Source organism: Novosphingobium oxfordense (genome assembly GCF_044029435.1).
GTDB lineage: Bacteria > Pseudomonadota > Alphaproteobacteria > Sphingomonadales > Sphingomonadaceae > Novosphingobium.
In genome coordinates this window covers 2,274,888-2,291,932 of sequence record NZ_CP147008.1, presented here as the reverse complement: position 1 = coordinate 2,291,932, position 17,045 = coordinate 2,274,888, and the positions used below count along the sequence as shown (strand labels likewise).

Here is a 17,045-nt window from a genome sequence, read left to right as displayed (position 1 = left end):
ATGACTGGTTTTACTGCCAAGGCCCTGCCGGTCATGCTGGCCGCCGCCGCGATGTTGGGTGGTTGCGGAGACGACCGCCATGACGAACGTCTGAAGGCGGCTGGCCCTCACCCCACGCTGGAAAGCCTGATGAAAGTCGCCAGTGCCGATGCCGGCGCGCGCAAGTTCGGGCAATGCGCCAGCTGCCACAGCGTGATGGAAGGCGCGATGGACCGGGGCGGACCGAACCTCTTCGGCGTCTTCGGCAAGAGGTTCGGCACCAATCGCACGCGATATGGTTATACCGCCGCGCTCACTCGGGCGGATGGGCAGTGGGACGAGCGGACGCTGGATGCATGGATGGCAAATCCCGCCGCACTCGTCCCCGGGACCGCGATGCAGTTCGGTGGGGTGCCCGATCCGCTCGACCGCGCCGATCTGATCGCCTACCTGCGGACGCAGGCACCCACACGCTGATCCTCCGTCAGAAGCGCAGCGTCGTGAACATGTTGAAGTAATCAAGGTTGTGGCCGTCAGGCACCTGATTCAGGAAGCGGCCCTTCTGGACGTGGTTGTAGTAGGTGCCCACCACCCAGAACGGCGAAATCGCATAGCGCGCGCCCAGCGTGCCGCGCACGCCGACCTGCCGTGCGGTTCCCTCGTCCGCGTTGATGATAAGCTGCCCTGGCGCGCCATAGAGCCCGTCCTGGCGAGACGTGCGCCAGAGGCCCATCACCGTGGCGTCGACCGTTAGCTTCTTCATCGGCGTGATCGTGGCGGTAGGGCCCACGGTTATGAGGTTGGCCCGGCCCAGTTCGCCGTTGATCGTCAGCGGACGGGCGAACAGCTGATAGTATGTGTTCATCCGGTTGTCGGACTTGTTCTTGTCGCCCGATCCGATCTCGAACCGCATGCCAAGGCGCGGGGCGGCGGGTAGCGAGAGGCCGTAGCTGGCGTACGCAGTCAGAAAGCCGGCGCGAACGGTCTGCTGGCCCCAGTGTCCGGTCTGGCCGATACCTTCAACATCCCACTCCAGCTTTTCGTGCTTGCCGCTGAAACGGAGCGAGAAGGTATCGCGGTCCTCCGCCGCAGCGCCGGCGTCATACTTCGCGATGGGCCGCCTCGTGTGGACCCACAGCCCCTCCAGCCTTGCGCCGGAAAGCATCCAGCCCATGTCGCGGGCCACGCGCGCGCCCCAGAAGGGCGCATCGTAATTGGTGCTATTGTCGAAGGCTGTGGTCGTCTCGGTGATCGTGAAGCCGCCCAGCACTTCCGCGTCCCACGGCCCGCGCGTGTAGCGGATGCGCGCTGCATCGAAAGAGCGGCGAACGTTCGGCCCATCGCGCATGTCGAACAGGCGAAAGCCGCCGATGCCAATTTCCTGCCGGCCGACGCGGAAACTCAGCGTGCCGTCGCCAGCCGGGGCATGTACTTCAATGAAGGCCTGGGCCAGATCGATCGTCTTCTTGTCCGAAACGAGTTGCTGGCCGCTATAGCCGGCCTGCAACCCGCTCTTCAGTTCGCCGAACACGCGCAGATGATCGCCCAGATGCAGGTCGGCCCAGACGCGGATGCGCTGTTCGAAGTTGCCGTCGTCATCCTGCTTGCCGCCGCCGAAGCGTTCCTCGTTGCGCAGTTCGAAGCGCCAGCGCAGTTCGCCGCCAAGCGTAAGGTAACTGGCGTCCGTCAGCGGAATGTACTTGAGATTGGCCCAGAGTCCCTTGCGCTTGGCCGGATCGGCAAAGTCGCTGTAATCCTCGTCATAAGGCAGCGCCTGCGCGCGCGGCGTGCGCTGAAGCTGGACGTCCGAACCCATCGGCGGGTTCTCCACCGCGGCCTTGGAAAGATCGGTGGGCGCAGTGGGCGGCACGGGCAGTGTCACGCGCGGCGGTTGTGCGGGTGTCGTCGGGGCAGGGGCCGTCGGCACCTGTTGCAGTTCGTCCTGAGGGGCGGGCATTGCAGGCGCAGCCGTAGCCGCGGCCAGAACCAGAAGGCTGACCATCGTCACTCTCCGATGATGTGCGTGCGAAAGCGGGTGGGAAGCCGATGCGGCTTTCCGTTGGCGCTAGAGCGTTTTCTAATCAGGTGGAATCACCTGATGACTCGGAAAACGCGCCAAACCAAAAGCTTAGAGCAGTTGATCCGATGCAATCGGATCAACTGCTCTAGGCCGACGGCGCTACGACTGCGACAATCCGGAGCGGGCGAGTGAATTCGGCGCGGGAATTCCCGCGAGGGTCATGGCGACCACGGCATCTTCTCCATCAACATTTCTTGTTTTATCGGGTGCCACCGCGTGGACGCGGAATGCCCCTGCCGATGGAAATATCGTCTTGCGGCCCGCATGGCCAAGACCAATGCAGTATGCGTCCGATACCCGGCCCGTCACGGCGCCGGATGGCAAGTCACCCGAATGCCCATAGGACTTACCGCCCTTCAGCCGCGGAACGGGTTGCGCGGAGGATGGATGGAACATATAAAGAACAAATGTCCCGAACATCCCCCCTTTCGATCAAGGAGCGCCTCGAAATTCTGGCTGACGCGGCCAAGTACGATGCCTCTTGCGCATCGTCCGGGACGGCCAAGCGAAACAGCAGCGACGGACGCGGGCTGGGATCGACGGAGGGCATGGGCATCTGCCACGCTTACGCGCCGGACGGACGCTGCATTTCCCTGCTCAAGCTGCTGCTGACCAACCACTGCATCTTTGACTGCCACTACTGCATCAATCGCAAGAGTTCCAACGTCCGCCGGGCGCGCTTCACGCCGCAAGAGGTCGTGGACCTCACCCTCTCTTTCTATCGCCGCAATTATATCGAGGGGCTGTTCCTTTCCTCGGGCATCGTGAAATCGTCGAACCACACGATGGAACAACTCGTCGAAGTTGCCCGGATCTTGCGGGAGGAGCACGATTTTCGCGGCTACATCCATCTGAAGACCATTCCTGAGGCGGATCCCGAATTGCTGGCGCAGGCCGGGCTATGGGCGGACCGCGTCTCCATCAACGTGGAACTGCCCACCAGCGATGGCCTCGCCCGTCTCGCTCCAGACAAAAATGGCCCGGTGATCGAAGGCGCGATGGGCACGCTTTCAGGTGCGATAATAGAGGCGCGGGATGCGCAGAAGCGCTTCACCAAGGCGCCGCAGTTCGCGCCCGCCGGGCAATCGACGCAGATGATTGTCGGCGCGGACGGGGCCAGCGATGCGCAGATCGTCGGCAAGGCCAGCACGCTTTACGATCGCTTCGCGCTGAAACGGGTCTACTATTCGGCCTTCAGCCCGATCCCCGAGGCTAGCGCCGTCCTGCCGCTGAAACGCCCGCCGCTTATGCGCGAGCATCGGCTTTATCAGTTCGATTGGCTGATGCGCTTCTATGGCTTCGCGCCGCAGGAGGTGCAGCAGGCGGCGGATGACGACGGCATGCTGCCGTTGGACATCGATCCGAAGCTGGCCTGGGCGCTCAAGTTCCGGGGGCGTTTCCCGATCGACCTCAACCGCGCTCCGCGAGAGGCGATGCTGCGGGTGCCGGGGCTGGGGGTAAAGGCGGTGGATGCGATCCTGATCGCCCGCCGACATCGGGCGATCAGGATCGAGGACGTTGCGCGGCTGACCGTTTCCGTGCGCAAGCTTCGTCCTTTCGTGGTGACGGCGGACTGGCGCCCGACCCTGCTGGACAGCGCGGACTTGCGCGCCCGACTGGCTCCCCCGGCCAAGCAGATGGAACTTTTCGCATGATCGCGGCCGAACTGGCCGAGCCGGACGATTTCGAGGCCTGGCGTGACGAGGCTCGTCGGCTGATTATGCAAGGGGTGGCGCCGGAAGACGCGGCATGGAGCGATGGGACCGGGGCGATGGATCTCTTCGCCGGACCTTCGCCGGTGCAAAGCGGCTCTTGGCGCGAAGTTCGTGCCAGCCTCGCGTTCATGGATCTGGCCCGAAGTGCTGTTCTTCATGTAGATCCAGCACGGCTAGGCTTGCTGTATCGCATCTTGTGGCGTTTGCAGGATCGACCGCGCCTGCTCGACGATGCGGCCGATCGCGATGTGGTGGCGCTGGAGCGTCTGGCGAAACAGGTAAGGCGCGACATCCACAAGATGCGGGCCTTCGTCCGCTTCCGGGCGGTGACGGACGAAGATGGCGGCGAACGGTATGTCGCCTGGTTCGAACCGGAACATCGGATCGAGCGTGCCAATGCCGCGTTTTTCGTCAATCGTTTCGCCAGCCAGCGCTGGTCGATCCTGACCCCGCGCCTCTCGCTCCACTGGGACGGTGCGGCTTTGTTCGAAGGTCCCGCCGCAGCGCGCGGCGATGCCCCGGCCGAGGACGCGATAGAGGACTTGTGGCTGGGCTATTACCGATCGATCTTCAATCCCGCCCGGCTGAAGGTGGGCATGATGGTCAAGGAAATGCCGCGCCGCTATTGGAAGAACCTGCCCGAAGCGAGCCAGATACCGGACCTGATCGCCAGCGCACACAAGCGCGAGACGGCGATGATCGACACGGGCACCGACCTTTTCGCGCAGGAACCGGCGCCTCTTAGCCTCGGCGGGGTGGCGGAAGGGATCGCTCGATGTCGCCGCTGCCCGATCGGCTGCAATGGAACCCGCGCGGTGATGGGAGAAGGGCCGGAATTGGCCGAACTCATGATCGTGGGCGAACAGCCCGGCGACAGTGAAGAGCGCGAACATCGTCCCTTCGTCGGGCCGGCCGGCCAATTGCTAGACCGCGCGCTTGGCGAGGCGGGGATCGATCGGAGCCGGGCCTTTGTGACCAATGCGGTAAAGCACTTCAAGTTCGCGCCGCGTGGAAAGCGGCGCCTGCACCAGACGCCGACGGCCAACGAGATTGACATGTGCCGCTGGTGGCTCGACACCGAACGTGCACTGGTAAAGCCGAAGGTCATCCTGGCCCTGGGCGCAACCGGTGCGCGCGGTCTATTGGGCCGCACACCCGCCATCGGCCGAGAGCGCGGTCAGGCGATCGCGATGGCTGATGGAAGCACGGTTTGGTTGACAGCCCACCCCAGCTATCTCTTGCGCCTGGAAGGCGATGCCCGCGAGCGCGAACATGCCCGGTTCGCCGAAGATCTGGCCGGGTTGGCGCGTATCTTGGCAACCATCACGATCGAAGCGACGCACCGTTCGTAAATTGGCGGGGCGGGCGTTGCATCCGGGGGCGTAATGAACCGCGAAGGATGATCTGGCTGTTTCCGGTGCTTCTTTCTCCATAATCATGTGGCTGCCCTTTGCGGGCGGGAACCTTTTGGAGATGAATGAGTTGGGGCGATCTGACAGGGTAACGGATCGAGATGAATGACGGGGGATACAACGGTGGGATTTGGTTCGGCTGGCCGGTCGAAGAGCTGGTCCGTTGCCGGATTGATATTGGGGCTGGGCTTTTTCCTCGTCAGCGCGTGGGCTGCCTATTCGAACATCCAGGATATCCAGGATGCCGATGAAGCCATTCGGCATACGCACGAAGTGCTCATCGCGCTCGACGATCTCCTTTCCACCACGCAGGACGCGGAGACGGGGCAGCGCGGATATCTGCTGACCGGTGCCGACAAATACCTTGAACCTTATCTCGCCGCCGTTGCGGCGCTGCCGAACCGGCTGTCCAAACTGGCCAGCCTGACCAGCGACAATCCCGTGCAGCAGGCCAGTATCGCGCCCTTGCGCCGGCATATCGACACCAAGTTGGGAGAGCTGCGCGAAACGATCGACCTTCGCCGATCCAGCGGGTTGGCTGCGGCCATGACCGTCGTTACGGGGGATCGCGGAAAGCAGTCGATGGATGCGATACGCAGCCAGGTCGAGACGATGGCGCGGGAGGAACTGCGGCTAAGGCAGCAACGCGTTTACGAGATGAACCTTGCGTCCCAGGCAGCGATCACCAGTTGCATCGTCTCGGGTTTGCTGGGTGGCGGGCTGACGATCGCGATCTTCATTCTGTTGCGGCGCAACGCGCGCAGTCAGGAACGCAGGCAATGGTTGCAGTCCGGCCAGGTCGGACTGGCCGAGGCCATGCGCGGCGACAAGTCGGTCGAGCGGCTTGGCGAAGACATTCTTTCGCATTTGGCCGCCTATACCGGCCTTGAGGGCGGGGCGCTGTTCAAGGGAGAGAATGGCCGGTTCATCCGCGTCGCAACGCGCGGCGTTCCGCAAGACGCCGATATGCCGGCAGCCTTCAATCTCAAGGAAGGCCTGCTGGGGCAGGTTGCAGAAGATGCCCGGCCGATGGTGCTGCGGGACGTGCCTTCCGGCTACCTTACCATAGGTTCGGCATTCGGTCGCGACCGTCCCCGACACCTTGTGATCGTTCCGGCGCTTGCCGACGGTGTCGTCAACGCCGTCATGGAACTTGGCTTTTTCAAGACGGTCGATCCGCAATTACTCGAACTCCTGGAAGAGGCCGCGCCCGCGATCGGCATAGCGCTTCGCTCGGCACGATTCCGGGCCCGCCTTGAAGATGCGCTTGAGGAAACGCGGCGGCAGGCCGGCGAATTGCAGGCGCAGAGCGAGGAACTGCGCGTATCCAACGAGGAGCTTGAGGAGCAGGGCCGCGCGCTCAAGGAATCGCAGACGCGCCTGGAACAGCAGCAGGTCGCGCTGGAGCAGAACAACAGCCAGCTGGAGGAGCAGGCGCAAACGCTGGAAACCCAGCGCGACGAACTCGAACGGTCAGCGGCCGGGCTGGAAACCAAGGCGCGCGAGCTGGAACAGGCAAGCCAGTACAAGTCCGACTTCCTTGCGAACATGAGCCATGAACTGCGCACGCCGCTCAATTCCTTGCTCATTCTGGCAAAGTTGCTGGGAGATAATCCGCAGGGCAATCTTTCCGACGAACAGATCAAGTTCGCCCAGACGATCGAATCCTCCGGGAACGATCTGCTGACATTGATCAACGACATCCTGGACCTGTCGAAGATCGAGGCGGGACATGTCGATATCCGTCCCGAAACGGTGGCCTTGCAGCGGCTAACCGCGGACTTGCGGCAGGTGTTCGAACCTGTAGCTAAAGCACGCTCGCTCAGCTTTGACATCGCGCTTGCCGAAGATTGCCCGCGCACCATCGAAACGGATCGCGTGCGGCTTGAGCAGATCCTCAAGAATTTGCTTTCGAACGCCTTCAAATTCACCGAGCGTGGCGGCGTTACCTTGGCAATCGGCGGCGGGGGAGAGCAGGGCATTGCCTTTGCCGTGCGCGATACCGGGATCGGCATATCCGCGCAGCAGCAGTCCACTATATTCGAGGCTTTTCACCAGGCCGACAGCACCATCAGCCGCAAGTTCGGGGGCACCGGGCTGGGGCTTTCGATCTCCCGCGAACTGGCGCGCCTTCTGGGGGGCAGGATTGCACTGGAAAGCCGTGAAGGCGAGGGCAGCACCTTCAGCCTGCGTCTGCCTGCGGCCTACGATGCCGGCGCCATTGCTTTGCCGGCTGCGAGGGCAACGCGACCGGTGGAGGTTCCGGCCATCCCGGCAGCGAAGGCGCCAGCCGCGCCCATGGCCTCTGCATGGAGCCTGGAGGACGATCGCGGTGCTCTGTCGGAAGGCCATCGCGTCCTGCTCGTGATCGAGGACGATGCGGTGTTTGCCAGGATCGTCTGCGATCTTTCGCGCGAACTCGATTTCCGGTGCATTGTCGCCGGGACGGCGGAAGAGGCCATGAAGCTTGCGCACGAATTCCACCCAAGCGCCATCGTGCTGGATCTCGGCCTGCCGGACCAGTCTGGCCTTACCGTGCTGGACCGCCTCAAGCATGACGACCAGACGCGGCACATCCCGATCCATGTGATCTCGGCGGCGGACCAGAGCCAGACCGCGCTGTCCCTCGGTGCCGTTGGCTATCATATCAAGCCGGTCAAGCGAGAGGAGCTTGCCGAAGTGCTGGCGGGGCTTCAGGCCAAACTTGCCTCGCGCATGCGCCGCGTGCTCATTGTCGAGGACGACGATATCCAGCGCGACGCGGTCTCGCGCCTGCTGGTTTCCGACGATGTCGAGACGGTGGGCGTCGGGTCGGCCGCAGAGTGCCTGGAACAGCTTCGCCTCCAGACGTTCGACTGCATGGTGCTGGACCTCTCGCTGCCGGACACGTCCGGTTTCGCCCTGCTCGAAGCGCTGAGTGAAGAGGGCGAACACGGCTTCCCGCCGGTGATCGTCTATACCGGTCATGAACTTTCCGCCGACGACGAGCAGCGGCTGCGCCGCTATTCCAGTTCGATCATCATCAAGGGGGCCAAATCGCCCGAGCGCCTGCTCGACGAAGTCTCGCTCTTCCTGCACCAAGTAGTGTCCGAATTGCCGCCCGAGCGCCGCCGCATGATCGAGCAGGCCCGGCATCGCGATGCCGCGCTTGAGGGGCGGCGCATCCTCATCGTCGAGGACGATGTGCGCAATATCTACTCGCTGTCGAGCGTGCTCGAACCGCGCGGCGCCATCGTCGAGATTGCCCGCAATGGGCAGGAGGCGATCGATACACTGGCAAGCGCTGGCGAGGACGCTTCGTCCCCGATCGATCTCGTGCTGATGGACGTGATGATGCCGGTGAAGGACGGCCTCACCGCGACGCGGGAAATTCGCGCCGATGCCCGCTGGGGCAAGCTGCCGATCATCATGCTCACCGCGCAGGCCATGCCCGATGACCAGCAACGTTGTCTGGAGGCGGGTGCCAATGATTATCTGGCCAAGCCGATCGACGTGGACAAGCTGCTTTCGCTTGTTCGCGTATGGATGCCGCGATGAGGAGGCCTTGTGCGCGACGGGGTTGAGGATCTGGAGATCGAGCTTCTTCTGGAGGCGCTCTACCAGCATTATCACTATGACTTCCGGCACTACGCCCGTGCGTCCATCAAACGGCGTCTGACGGAGGCGCGGGCGAGGCTGGGCTTTGCAAACTTTTCCGCCATGCAGGAGGGGCTTCTGCATGACGGGAGAACCCTGCCGCGCCTGCTCAATTACCTGACCGTGCAGGTGAGCGAGATGTTTCGCGATCCCGGCTATTATCGGGCGCTGCGCGAACAGGTCATTCCCCATCTTGCCACCTATCCTTCCCTGAAGGTCTGGGTCGCGGGGTGCAGCAATGGGGAAGAGCTTTATTCGCTTTCGATCCTCTTCCGGGAGGAGGGCTTGGCTGACCGTACGATCTTTTATGCAACCGACATCAATCCGGAAGCGCTGCGCGCGGCGGAGGCTGGCTTCTATCCGCTGGACCAGATCAAGAAATATACCGAGAACCACCAGAATTCCGGCGGGCGCACATCCCTTTCCGACTACTACATGGCTGATTACGGCCGGGCGGTCTTTGACAGGAGCCTGCGCAGTCAGGTGGTCTTTTCCGACCACAGTCTGGTGACCGACGCCGTCTTTGCAGAGATGCACCTCATATCCTGCCGCAATGTGCTGATCTATTTCGACCGGCCATTGCAGGATCGCGCCATTGGCCTTTTCCGGGATTCGCTTGCACGGAAGGGCTTCCTGGGGCTTGGCTCCAAGGAGAGCCTGCGTTTCTCGCAGCACGCCGGTTCGTTCGGGGACTTTGTGAGCGAAGAGAAAATCTATCAGAGGCTGGACGGATGACGCCGAACCCGGTCGAGGCCGTCGTCATCGGCGCATCGGCGGGAGCCGTGCAGGCCTTGCTGGAGATCCTGCCGGCGCTGCCCGAAACATATCCGCTGCCGATCCTCATCGTCGTGCATATCCCGCCCGATCGCGCCAGCGCATTGCCGGACCTGTTCGCTGCGCGTTGCCGTCTTCCGGTCAAGGAAGCGGAAGACAAGGAAATCGCGCTACCCGGCGTCGTCTATTTCGCGCCCGCCGATTATCACCTTCTTGTCGAGAGCGGCGGATCGCTTGCCCTGTCGGTAGATGACCCGGTAAATTACTCGCGGCCGGCGATCGATGTTTTGTTCGAGAGCGCTGCCGATGCTTTCGGCGCTGCACTGGCAGGGATCGTGCTGACCGGGGCAAACCATGACGGCGCGGCGGGTTTGAAGGCGATCGCCGAGGCTGGCGGACTGGCAATCGTCGAAGATCCGGCTAGCGCCGCCAGCGCGGCCATGCCGGCTGCGGCTCGGTCGGCCTGTCCGACCGCTCTGGTGCTAGACCTGCCGGGCATCATCGATTGCATGCGGCGGCTGGCGGCGGCCACCTGACCAAGCGCTGGAATTGCCTTCCGTGAGACGCGGGGGCGATCATGCGTGGGGCTGGCGGCGATCCCGATTGAGTTTTTGCACCTGCAATTCCACTTCAAGTCTGGATCGATTGTAGCGGGATTGGACGATGACTTCGCGTCGCAGCCTCATAAGGATGACCCTGGAGGAAATTCGCCAATATCTGGATGAGCAGCGCCGCATCATCGTCGTTACGATCGGCCCGGACGGCATGCCCCATCCTGTCCCGATGAACTACGGCATCGATCACGCCGGCCGGATCATCATAACGACATTCCGCAAGAGCCAGAAGATCCTCAACCTGCAGCGCGATCCAAGGGCGACGTTGCTGGTGGAAAGCGGTGACACCTATCATGCGCTTAAATCGGTCATCCTCTATGCGGACGCGGAAATCATCCTCGATCCCGACCGGGTGGCGGAGAACATGCGCCACATTCGTTCGAGCGGTCTGCTCAAGATCCCGGAAGGCTCGGAAATGGAGGGGCAAGTACGCGCTTCGATGACAAAGCGCGCCGTCGTTTTGTTTACGCCATTCAAGTTCGTGAGTTGGGATCATTCGAAGCTGGGCGAACATTATTGATCAGCCGCTTCGAAGCTGAGTGACTTCTCAAACTCCCTCCACAAGCCCTTGCTTTTGCCTGCCTAGCAACAAGAGCAACCCAGCGCCGGCGATGACCGCGCAGCCGGATATCTGAAGGAACAGGTCATAGCCGCCCGTTCTGGCCAGCGTGAAGCTGAGCAGCATGGCCCCCGAGGCGGCGGATAGCGAGATGGCGCCCGTCAAAAGCCCCATCACCGAACCGAACACGCGCACGGGGAAACAGGCGCCGACCAGAAACGCCACGATGTCGCCTTCCGCTCCGAACGCGAAGCCCAGGAGGAAGACGGCCAGTGTCAGAACCGCCGGTGCATCGAAACTGGTGGCGATGATCAGCAGGCCGATGCTCGGCAGGCCAAGGGTGACGAACGAGGTCGTGAAGGGATTGAAGCGATCGAGCGAAAATCCGGTAATGAAACGACCGCACAGCATGCCGATGGACAGCGCGCTGATCATGACCGCCGCACCCTTGCCGCTCACGCCGTTGTCGAGGAGAACCAGCTTCAATTGGGTCAGCATGATCACCTGCGGCAAGTTGCATAGCAGCATCACGACCAGCAAGATCCAGAATGCACGCGTGCGGAAGATTTCGGGATAGTCCTCGCGCCCTCTTCTGGGTTTGGCAATCGCCCCCGCCTGCGTTCCCGTCTGTGATGGGATGAGCAGGAAGGTCGCAAGGCCGGCGATCGCCGTAAAGATCGCCATCGCCACGTAGGCTGCGCGCCAACCGCTCGTCTCTACGTAGGTGTTGAGGATGGGCCCGCCGATGGCGCTCGTAATGGCGGGGCCGGAGGCGACGATCGCAAGCGCCATGCCTCTTGCGCGCAGAACGTATTGCACGGGCAGACGGGCATAGACGGTGGCGGTAGTAGTCACGCAGATCGTGCTCTGGACCACGAAGATCCACACATACGTGGCCAGCGCGCCACTCATCATGCTGTAGGCCAGGTAGACCAGCGGCAGCGAAACCTGCCCGATCAGCGCCGTCCACCGCACGCCGATCACATCGGCAAGCCGGCCGATGAACGGGAAGGCCAGCGCCGTCAGGATGCCCAGGCTGCCCACCATGGCGAAGCTTGCCTTCGACCAGTGGTTGTCGGCGATCATGCTGGGGGCGATGGCGCTCGTGACCGTTCCGATGAGCGACATTCCAGTGCCGATCCCCAGCGTTGCGGCAAGTAGCGGGCGCCAATTCGAGCGCAATTCATCCAGATAGGTCACGAAAATACCTGCTCTTCTGGCCTTTCAGCCGGTGCGATGTGGCCCTGACCCTACACCGCAGACAGGATGGACACGAATGCTACCAGGAAAATCGCGCGTGGCAGGCCCATTGATCACCCCGGCGGTCACTCCGGCCGTTTGCGAGCCGGGTTTGGAAAGTTTGCGATGCGCCGGAGTCCGATGGCACCCTCGCTGACGCTTTCGGGAAGCTATTTTTCAATGGCTATCGCCAGGTAGCAAGGCGTATTCAACGATTAGCGTGCGATCAGCTATTTTCGATATTGAGAAAATGGCGCCTCAATCAATTAAAATTGTTTCACAGGCTGTATCGTCTGGCTCGGTGGCTTCTATACCCCCTTATCTGGGGTGGGATTTAATATGCGACTTGGCAAATAGGCATTATTGCACGCGTCTTTACCGGCGCAGCATCGATCGGCGTTCCCGCTTCCATAGCAAAGATTTTCCACGTTAAACCCGGATCGTTGCGGCATGATCTATTTTAGTAGGGCTAACCTGAAGGGCATCCTTCTGACGCTCGCCTTTCTGATCGAGGTGCCCAATACGGTCAGATATATTTCCATGCTGGACGGTCCGGAGATGTTTCTGGGTTTCGCCGGCAGGCTCCTGCTCCTGTGGGGCGCAATTTTCGCCGCAGCTTTCATCCGTCCAGCGGCGGTTCGGTGGCTGAGTGCACTGGTTTTGTCATGTTCGGCCTACTTTATGGTGGTGTTCCGGCACGCGACCACCCAGTTCATGACGTATGAGGCCTTCATCAACCTGACGAATGCGACGGGGGAGCTAGGCGATGCCTTCGCGCAGAACGCAGCGGCCTTCCTTGGCGCGCTTGTGCCTGCACTTATTCTTCTGCTGTCGATTGGGTGGGGGCCGGGCAAACGCAAGGCGCTGTTGCCGAACTGGGCGGCGGTTGCAGCGCCTTGGCTGGCTTCGCTTGGCCTTGCCCTCATCATGTTCGTGCGTGGCGGAGACGGTGGCGATGGGCTTCCGTCCGCGTTCCCGCCAATCGCTTATATGGGGCTTGCTGGTTACGAAGCGTTGAGCGGAGAGATTGGCGCTCGCCAACCCGTGCAAATCCGCCGCATTCGGCGGCCGGGCAGTCGGAATATCGTCTTGGTCGTCGATGAGAGCATTGCGGGCCAATATCTTGACATCAATTCACCTGGAGGCGTGCCGACGCCCTTGTCCCACCCGTGGTCCGGGCTTGATATCTACAACTATGGCCTTGCTGTCTCGGTCAGCAATTGCAGTTCGAGCAGTAACGTGACCCTGCGTTACGGCGGAACTCGAGGCGATTACCGGCGAATTATCGCAACCCAGCCATCCATCTGGGCCTACGCGCACAAAGCCGGCCTGCGCACCGTCTATATCGACGCCCAGACCTCCGGCGGCACCCTGCAGAACTTCATGACCGAGGCAGAGCGCGCCGAAATCGACGACTTCATTCAGTTGCGGGATCTGCCGCTGCAACAGCGCGACATGGCTGCTGCACGGCAGCTTATTCGGGCACTTGACGACCCCCGGCCCAAGTTCGTCCTGATCAATAAGGAGGGGGCCCATTTCCCCATCCAGGACCGCTATCCCGACGCGGAACTACGGTATTTGCCCGCGCTGAAGCGCGGTGTGGCTGACCCGTTCAACACCGGAAAGCAGATCGGCTTCACTGGGTCTCCGTCCGAATGGGTCACCTATCGCAACAGTTATCGCAATACGCTGCTTTGGAACGTTGGCGTCTTTTTCGACCTGCTGCTGCGACACGGCAATTTTGCAGATACCACCCTGATTTACACATCCGACCACGGCCAGAACTTGCATGAGGATGGCAGTTCTGGCCTCTATACCCACTGCGATCCAGCCCCGGTTTCTCAGGAGGGGGCTGTGCCGCTGGTCGTCATTGAGGGCAAAGGTGGTTCGGGTAGGGGAGGTTCCGGCGTGGACTGGCGGCGCGATCTTGCAGGCAATCACGACCGCTCAAGCCATTTCATGATCTTTCCGACGCTATTGCAATTGATGGGTTACGATCCGGTCATCAGCAAGCAGCGTTATGGGTTGCCCCTTGACGCGCCTTCGATCGACCCGGGCACTTTCAACATCTTGTTCAACGCCAGGCTCAAACGTCAGCCGGTCTGGGTGCCGCTCGACCGCCGGCGGTTGATCCAGCCTCTCTCGTCTGACAGCTAGATCGTCCGGCGGAGACGCAGCAGGTCGGCGGGCATCATTGGCAAGGGCTCAGTAATTCCAGGCGAGCGTCACGCGCATGGAGCGCCCGAATTCGGGGCGGGCAAGGAAGTATCCGGTGCTGCCTCCGGCATCGAAGGATCCCACCCGCGGATTGCCTTCGGTAAGGCCCAAAGCATTCGTCAGGTTGCTGAGCTGCACGTTCAGTTCGAAGTGATCGGGCAGCACCGCGTGGATGCGTGCATTGATCATGGAATAGCCGGGCAGGCGCTGCGTATTGGCAACGTCCGCAAACCGCTGCGAAAAGCGCAGGAAATCCATGGCGATGGTCAGCTTACCATCGAATAGGTCCATGCTCGAGCTGGCGCGGAGGGAAAGGCGGGGCACCCGCACCAGTTGGTTGCCGTTGGCATCCTGGGAGGAGCCATTGGCGTTCCCGTCCAGCGCGGTGTAGCGAAAGTCGTGGTATCGCGGGTTTTGCAGGGTGGCCTGCCAGTCGAGGCGCAGCGGTCCGGCGACATGGGCTTGCCCACTCAGTTCCAGCCCCCAGGTGGTCGTGTCGGCAATGGACGTCTGCTCGATGTAGGCATTGCTCGTCGTATCGAAGCGATAGTCGGTGAAGGGCAGGCGGGCGAAGTGGGAGCGGAACGCCACGGCCGTCAGGTTCCAGTTCCGGTGTTCGAGCGTCAGCCCGGCTTCGGCCATCGTGATCGGCACGGGGGCGAGATCGACGCCTTGCGCATTCTCGGTGAAGTCGGTGGGTGCGGGCAGTCTCGCGGTGCGAGTGAAACGTGCAAAAGTACCGATGCCTGCGATCGGCCGATGGTTCACCGCGATCGTCCAGCTCACGCCGGAATAGGCCTTGTCGATCGGTTCGATCACGCCAGTTCCTGTCATCACCGCGTCGTCGGCAAGCGTAGCCGGATCGCCGAGGTCTACGGTGGTCGTTTGTTCCGTACCACCGCCGATCCGCACCTTCTCCCAGCGCGCGCCGAAGTCCAGCCGCCATGTTGGCGTGAGCTTCCACTCGTCTGCCGCATAGATGGCGACGTTTTTCGAATTCAGCGACGCCGCGTTGTAGATCGATCCGTAGCGTACGAACCCGTTGTCGGTCAGCCCGCCAAGGACCTGCCCGGCCGCGTCCAGCGCCAAGACGTCGAGCCGCCGCGCTTGCCCGCGCACATCGAGCAGCACTGTGCCCGTCTGCCGGTCGAACGTCATGTCCATGGCGTCGAAAGTCGCGCCCAGGGCCAGATCGTGATGACCGGCCAGTTCCATAGCGGTCGTGAAGCGTGCGTCCGCCATGGCCTCGCGCAGGGGCATCTGAATGGCCATCAGGTTTGCGCCCACAACCAGCCCGTTGCCGTTGCTTGCACCGGAAAAGGCGGAGCCATCGTCCGCGTATCGGATTTCTGCACTCGCCGCGCCGGGCCACGCCGCGCGCAGCTTCGCCATGGCGCCGGCGAGGTAGCCCTCGGCGGTGGTGGGCCGGCCGATGGGAAACAGGCCGCTGCGGCGGGTCGTCCCGGTCCGCAGCCGTGTGCGAACTTCCAGCGCGCTGCTGCCGGGAAGAGCCATTCGCGCGCTGAGCGAATAGAATGTTATCCGGCTGGTCGTGCCTTGTGAAAGGTCGAAATCACGGGGGCCATTGGGTGTGAGAAAAGGCACGTGGACATTGTCCGGCCCGGCCAGCGTGTCTTGCAGCGGATCGAAACCCGGGATCGCCTCCACATGCCCGTCCGCCCCGAATTGCAGCGGCACCGGGAGGTAGAGGATTACCCTGTCGTCCAGATGCTTGACGTTTGCATCGATCTTCAGGTTGCCATCGTCATAGGCGATCGCGGCGCGTAGCTGCCCGCCGCGATCCGCCGGGTAACCGGGATCGCGCAAGCCCGCGTCGGTGCGGTAGAATCCGCCAAGCCCGACCCCAATGTTCGGGCTCAGCCGGATCCCGGCATAGCCATCGATGCGGGCATAGCCGAAGCTTCCACCGGTTACGGAGATGTCGGCGCCGGGGTGCCTGAGCGGGCTGCGGGTGAGGAAGTTGACGCTGCCGCCTGGCGCGTTGGGCACGAACACAGCCGATGGGCCGCCGCGCACCGCCTCGGCCCGCTCCACGCTGGCGTCGGTGCGGAAGACCTGGTCGGTATTGAGATAGCCCAGGCCGCCGTCGTATTGAACGGGCAGTCCGTCCTCCAGGATGGCGACGGAGGAGTAGCCATCGGTGGGTATGCCCCGCGCGCGCACGTTGTTGCTGGCTTCGCCGCCGGTAGCCTCCACCCAGAAGCCGGGGATATGCTCAAACAGGGAGGCCGTTGAAACCGCGCCTTCGCGCATGATGGTTCCATGGTCGAGGCCGGTCAGCGCATAGCTCAATTCGGATGGCAACAGCGCTGCGTTCGCGGCCCGGCCGGTTACCACGATGTCCGCTTGCGGTTCGATTGGCGGTTTTGGGGCCGCGGGCAGGGGCGTCGCGGCATGGGGCTTGGCCTGCGCGCGCGCGGAAGGAAGGACCGGCTGGCGAGGAGGAAGGGGCCGCAGGACGACGAGACCGGCTTCGAAGCGTGCTACCGCCAATTGCTGACCGCTCAACAGCCTGTCCAGCGCGCTGCGTGCGCTCATCCGGCCATGAAGACCAGGCGTGCGCAGACTTGCCGCCAATGCGTAGGGATAGAGAATCTGCACGCCGGCCTGATGGCCGAATGCATCAAGGGCGGCCGCAAGATTGCCTGCGGGAATGTCGAAGGCGCGCAGATCGGTGCGGGCTGCCAGCGGCTGGGTGGTGCACGCAAGGGCAGCCATGGCGCAGGGCGTCGCCGCCAGCAGGCGCGTTGCTTGCTTGTACATGACTTGCCTGTTCGCCCGGCTCGCGCCCCGATTCGC

The 17,045-nt window shown here is 62.6% G+C and carries 11 protein-coding genes; 8 read left to right on the top strand and 3 right to left on the bottom strand.

The features are described from left to right. Entirely contained in the window at positions 1–456 is a 456-nt protein-coding gene (locus WBP07_RS32455; protein ID WP_395397372.1) for a c-type cytochrome, read from the top strand. A gap of 7 nt (positions 457–463) precedes the next feature. On the opposite strand, the gene WBP07_RS32450 is transcribed toward WBP07_RS32455, so the two are convergent. Beyond that, positions 464–1,981 carry an alginate export family protein gene (locus WBP07_RS32450; RefSeq protein ID WP_395397371.1) on the bottom strand — a complete coding sequence of 506 codons (1,518 nt, stop codon included), beginning with the start codon at positions 1,979–1,981 and terminating at the stop codon, positions 464–466. Between the two features lie 485 nt (positions 1,982–2,466). On the opposite strand from WBP07_RS32450, the gene WBP07_RS32445 reads away from it, so the two are divergent. The 6 genes from WBP07_RS32445 to WBP07_RS32420 all read left to right on the top strand — a co-directional run bounded on the left by WBP07_RS32445 (position 2,467) and on the right by WBP07_RS32420 (position 10,730). Further along, a complete protein-coding gene (locus WBP07_RS32445) occupies positions 2,467–3,714 on the top strand; it encodes a putative DNA modification/repair radical SAM protein (protein ID WP_395397370.1) in 1,248 nt (415 codons plus the stop codon). After that, a complete protein-coding gene (locus tag WBP07_RS32440) occupies positions 3,711–5,126 on the top strand; it encodes a UdgX family uracil-DNA binding protein (RefSeq protein ID WP_395397369.1) in 1,416 nt (471 codons plus the stop codon). Before WBP07_RS32445 ends, WBP07_RS32440 begins: the two co-directional genes overlap by 4 nt. 165 nt (positions 5,127–5,291) lie before the next feature. Further along, on the top strand, positions 5,292–8,723 hold the full coding sequence (locus WBP07_RS32435) for a response regulator (RefSeq protein WP_395397368.1): 3,432 nt from the start codon (positions 5,292–5,294) through the stop codon (positions 8,721–8,723). Between the two features lie 9 nt (positions 8,724–8,732). Further along, entirely contained in the window at positions 8,733–9,557 is an 825-nt protein-coding gene (locus WBP07_RS32430) for a CheR family methyltransferase (protein ID WP_395396132.1), read from the top strand. Then, positions 9,554–10,132 carry a chemotaxis protein CheB gene (locus tag WBP07_RS32425; RefSeq protein ID WP_395397367.1) on the top strand — a complete coding sequence of 193 codons (579 nt, stop codon included), beginning with the start codon at positions 9,554–9,556 and terminating at the stop codon, positions 10,130–10,132. Before WBP07_RS32430 ends, WBP07_RS32425 begins: the two co-directional genes overlap by 4 nt. A gap of 154 nt (positions 10,133–10,286) precedes the next feature. Further along, positions 10,287–10,730 carry a pyridoxamine 5'-phosphate oxidase family protein gene (locus WBP07_RS32420; protein ID WP_395397366.1) on the top strand — a complete coding sequence of 148 codons (444 nt, stop codon included), beginning with the start codon at positions 10,287–10,289 and terminating at the stop codon, positions 10,728–10,730. Between the two features lie 27 nt (positions 10,731–10,757). Here the strand turns inward: WBP07_RS32420 and WBP07_RS32415 are convergent, their stop codons facing one another. Beyond that, positions 10,758–11,969, bottom strand: coding sequence for an MFS transporter (locus tag WBP07_RS32415; RefSeq protein ID WP_395397365.1), 1,212 nt, complete (start codon positions 11,967–11,969; stop codon positions 10,758–10,760). Positions 11,970–12,458: 489 nt separating this feature from the next. Here WBP07_RS32415 and WBP07_RS32410 point away from each other — a divergent pair, with 489 nt between their 5' ends. Next, entirely contained in the window at positions 12,459–14,165 is a 1,707-nt protein-coding gene (locus WBP07_RS32410; protein ID WP_395397364.1) for a sulfatase-like hydrolase/transferase, read from the top strand. Between the two features lie 48 nt (positions 14,166–14,213). Here WBP07_RS32410 and WBP07_RS32405 read toward each other — a convergent pair whose 3' ends face one another. After that, complete coding sequence (locus tag WBP07_RS32405) at positions 14,214–17,009, bottom strand: TonB-dependent receptor domain-containing protein (protein WP_395397363.1); 2,796 nt, start codon at positions 17,007–17,009, stop codon at positions 14,214–14,216. Positions 17,010–17,045 lie beyond the last annotated feature (36 nt).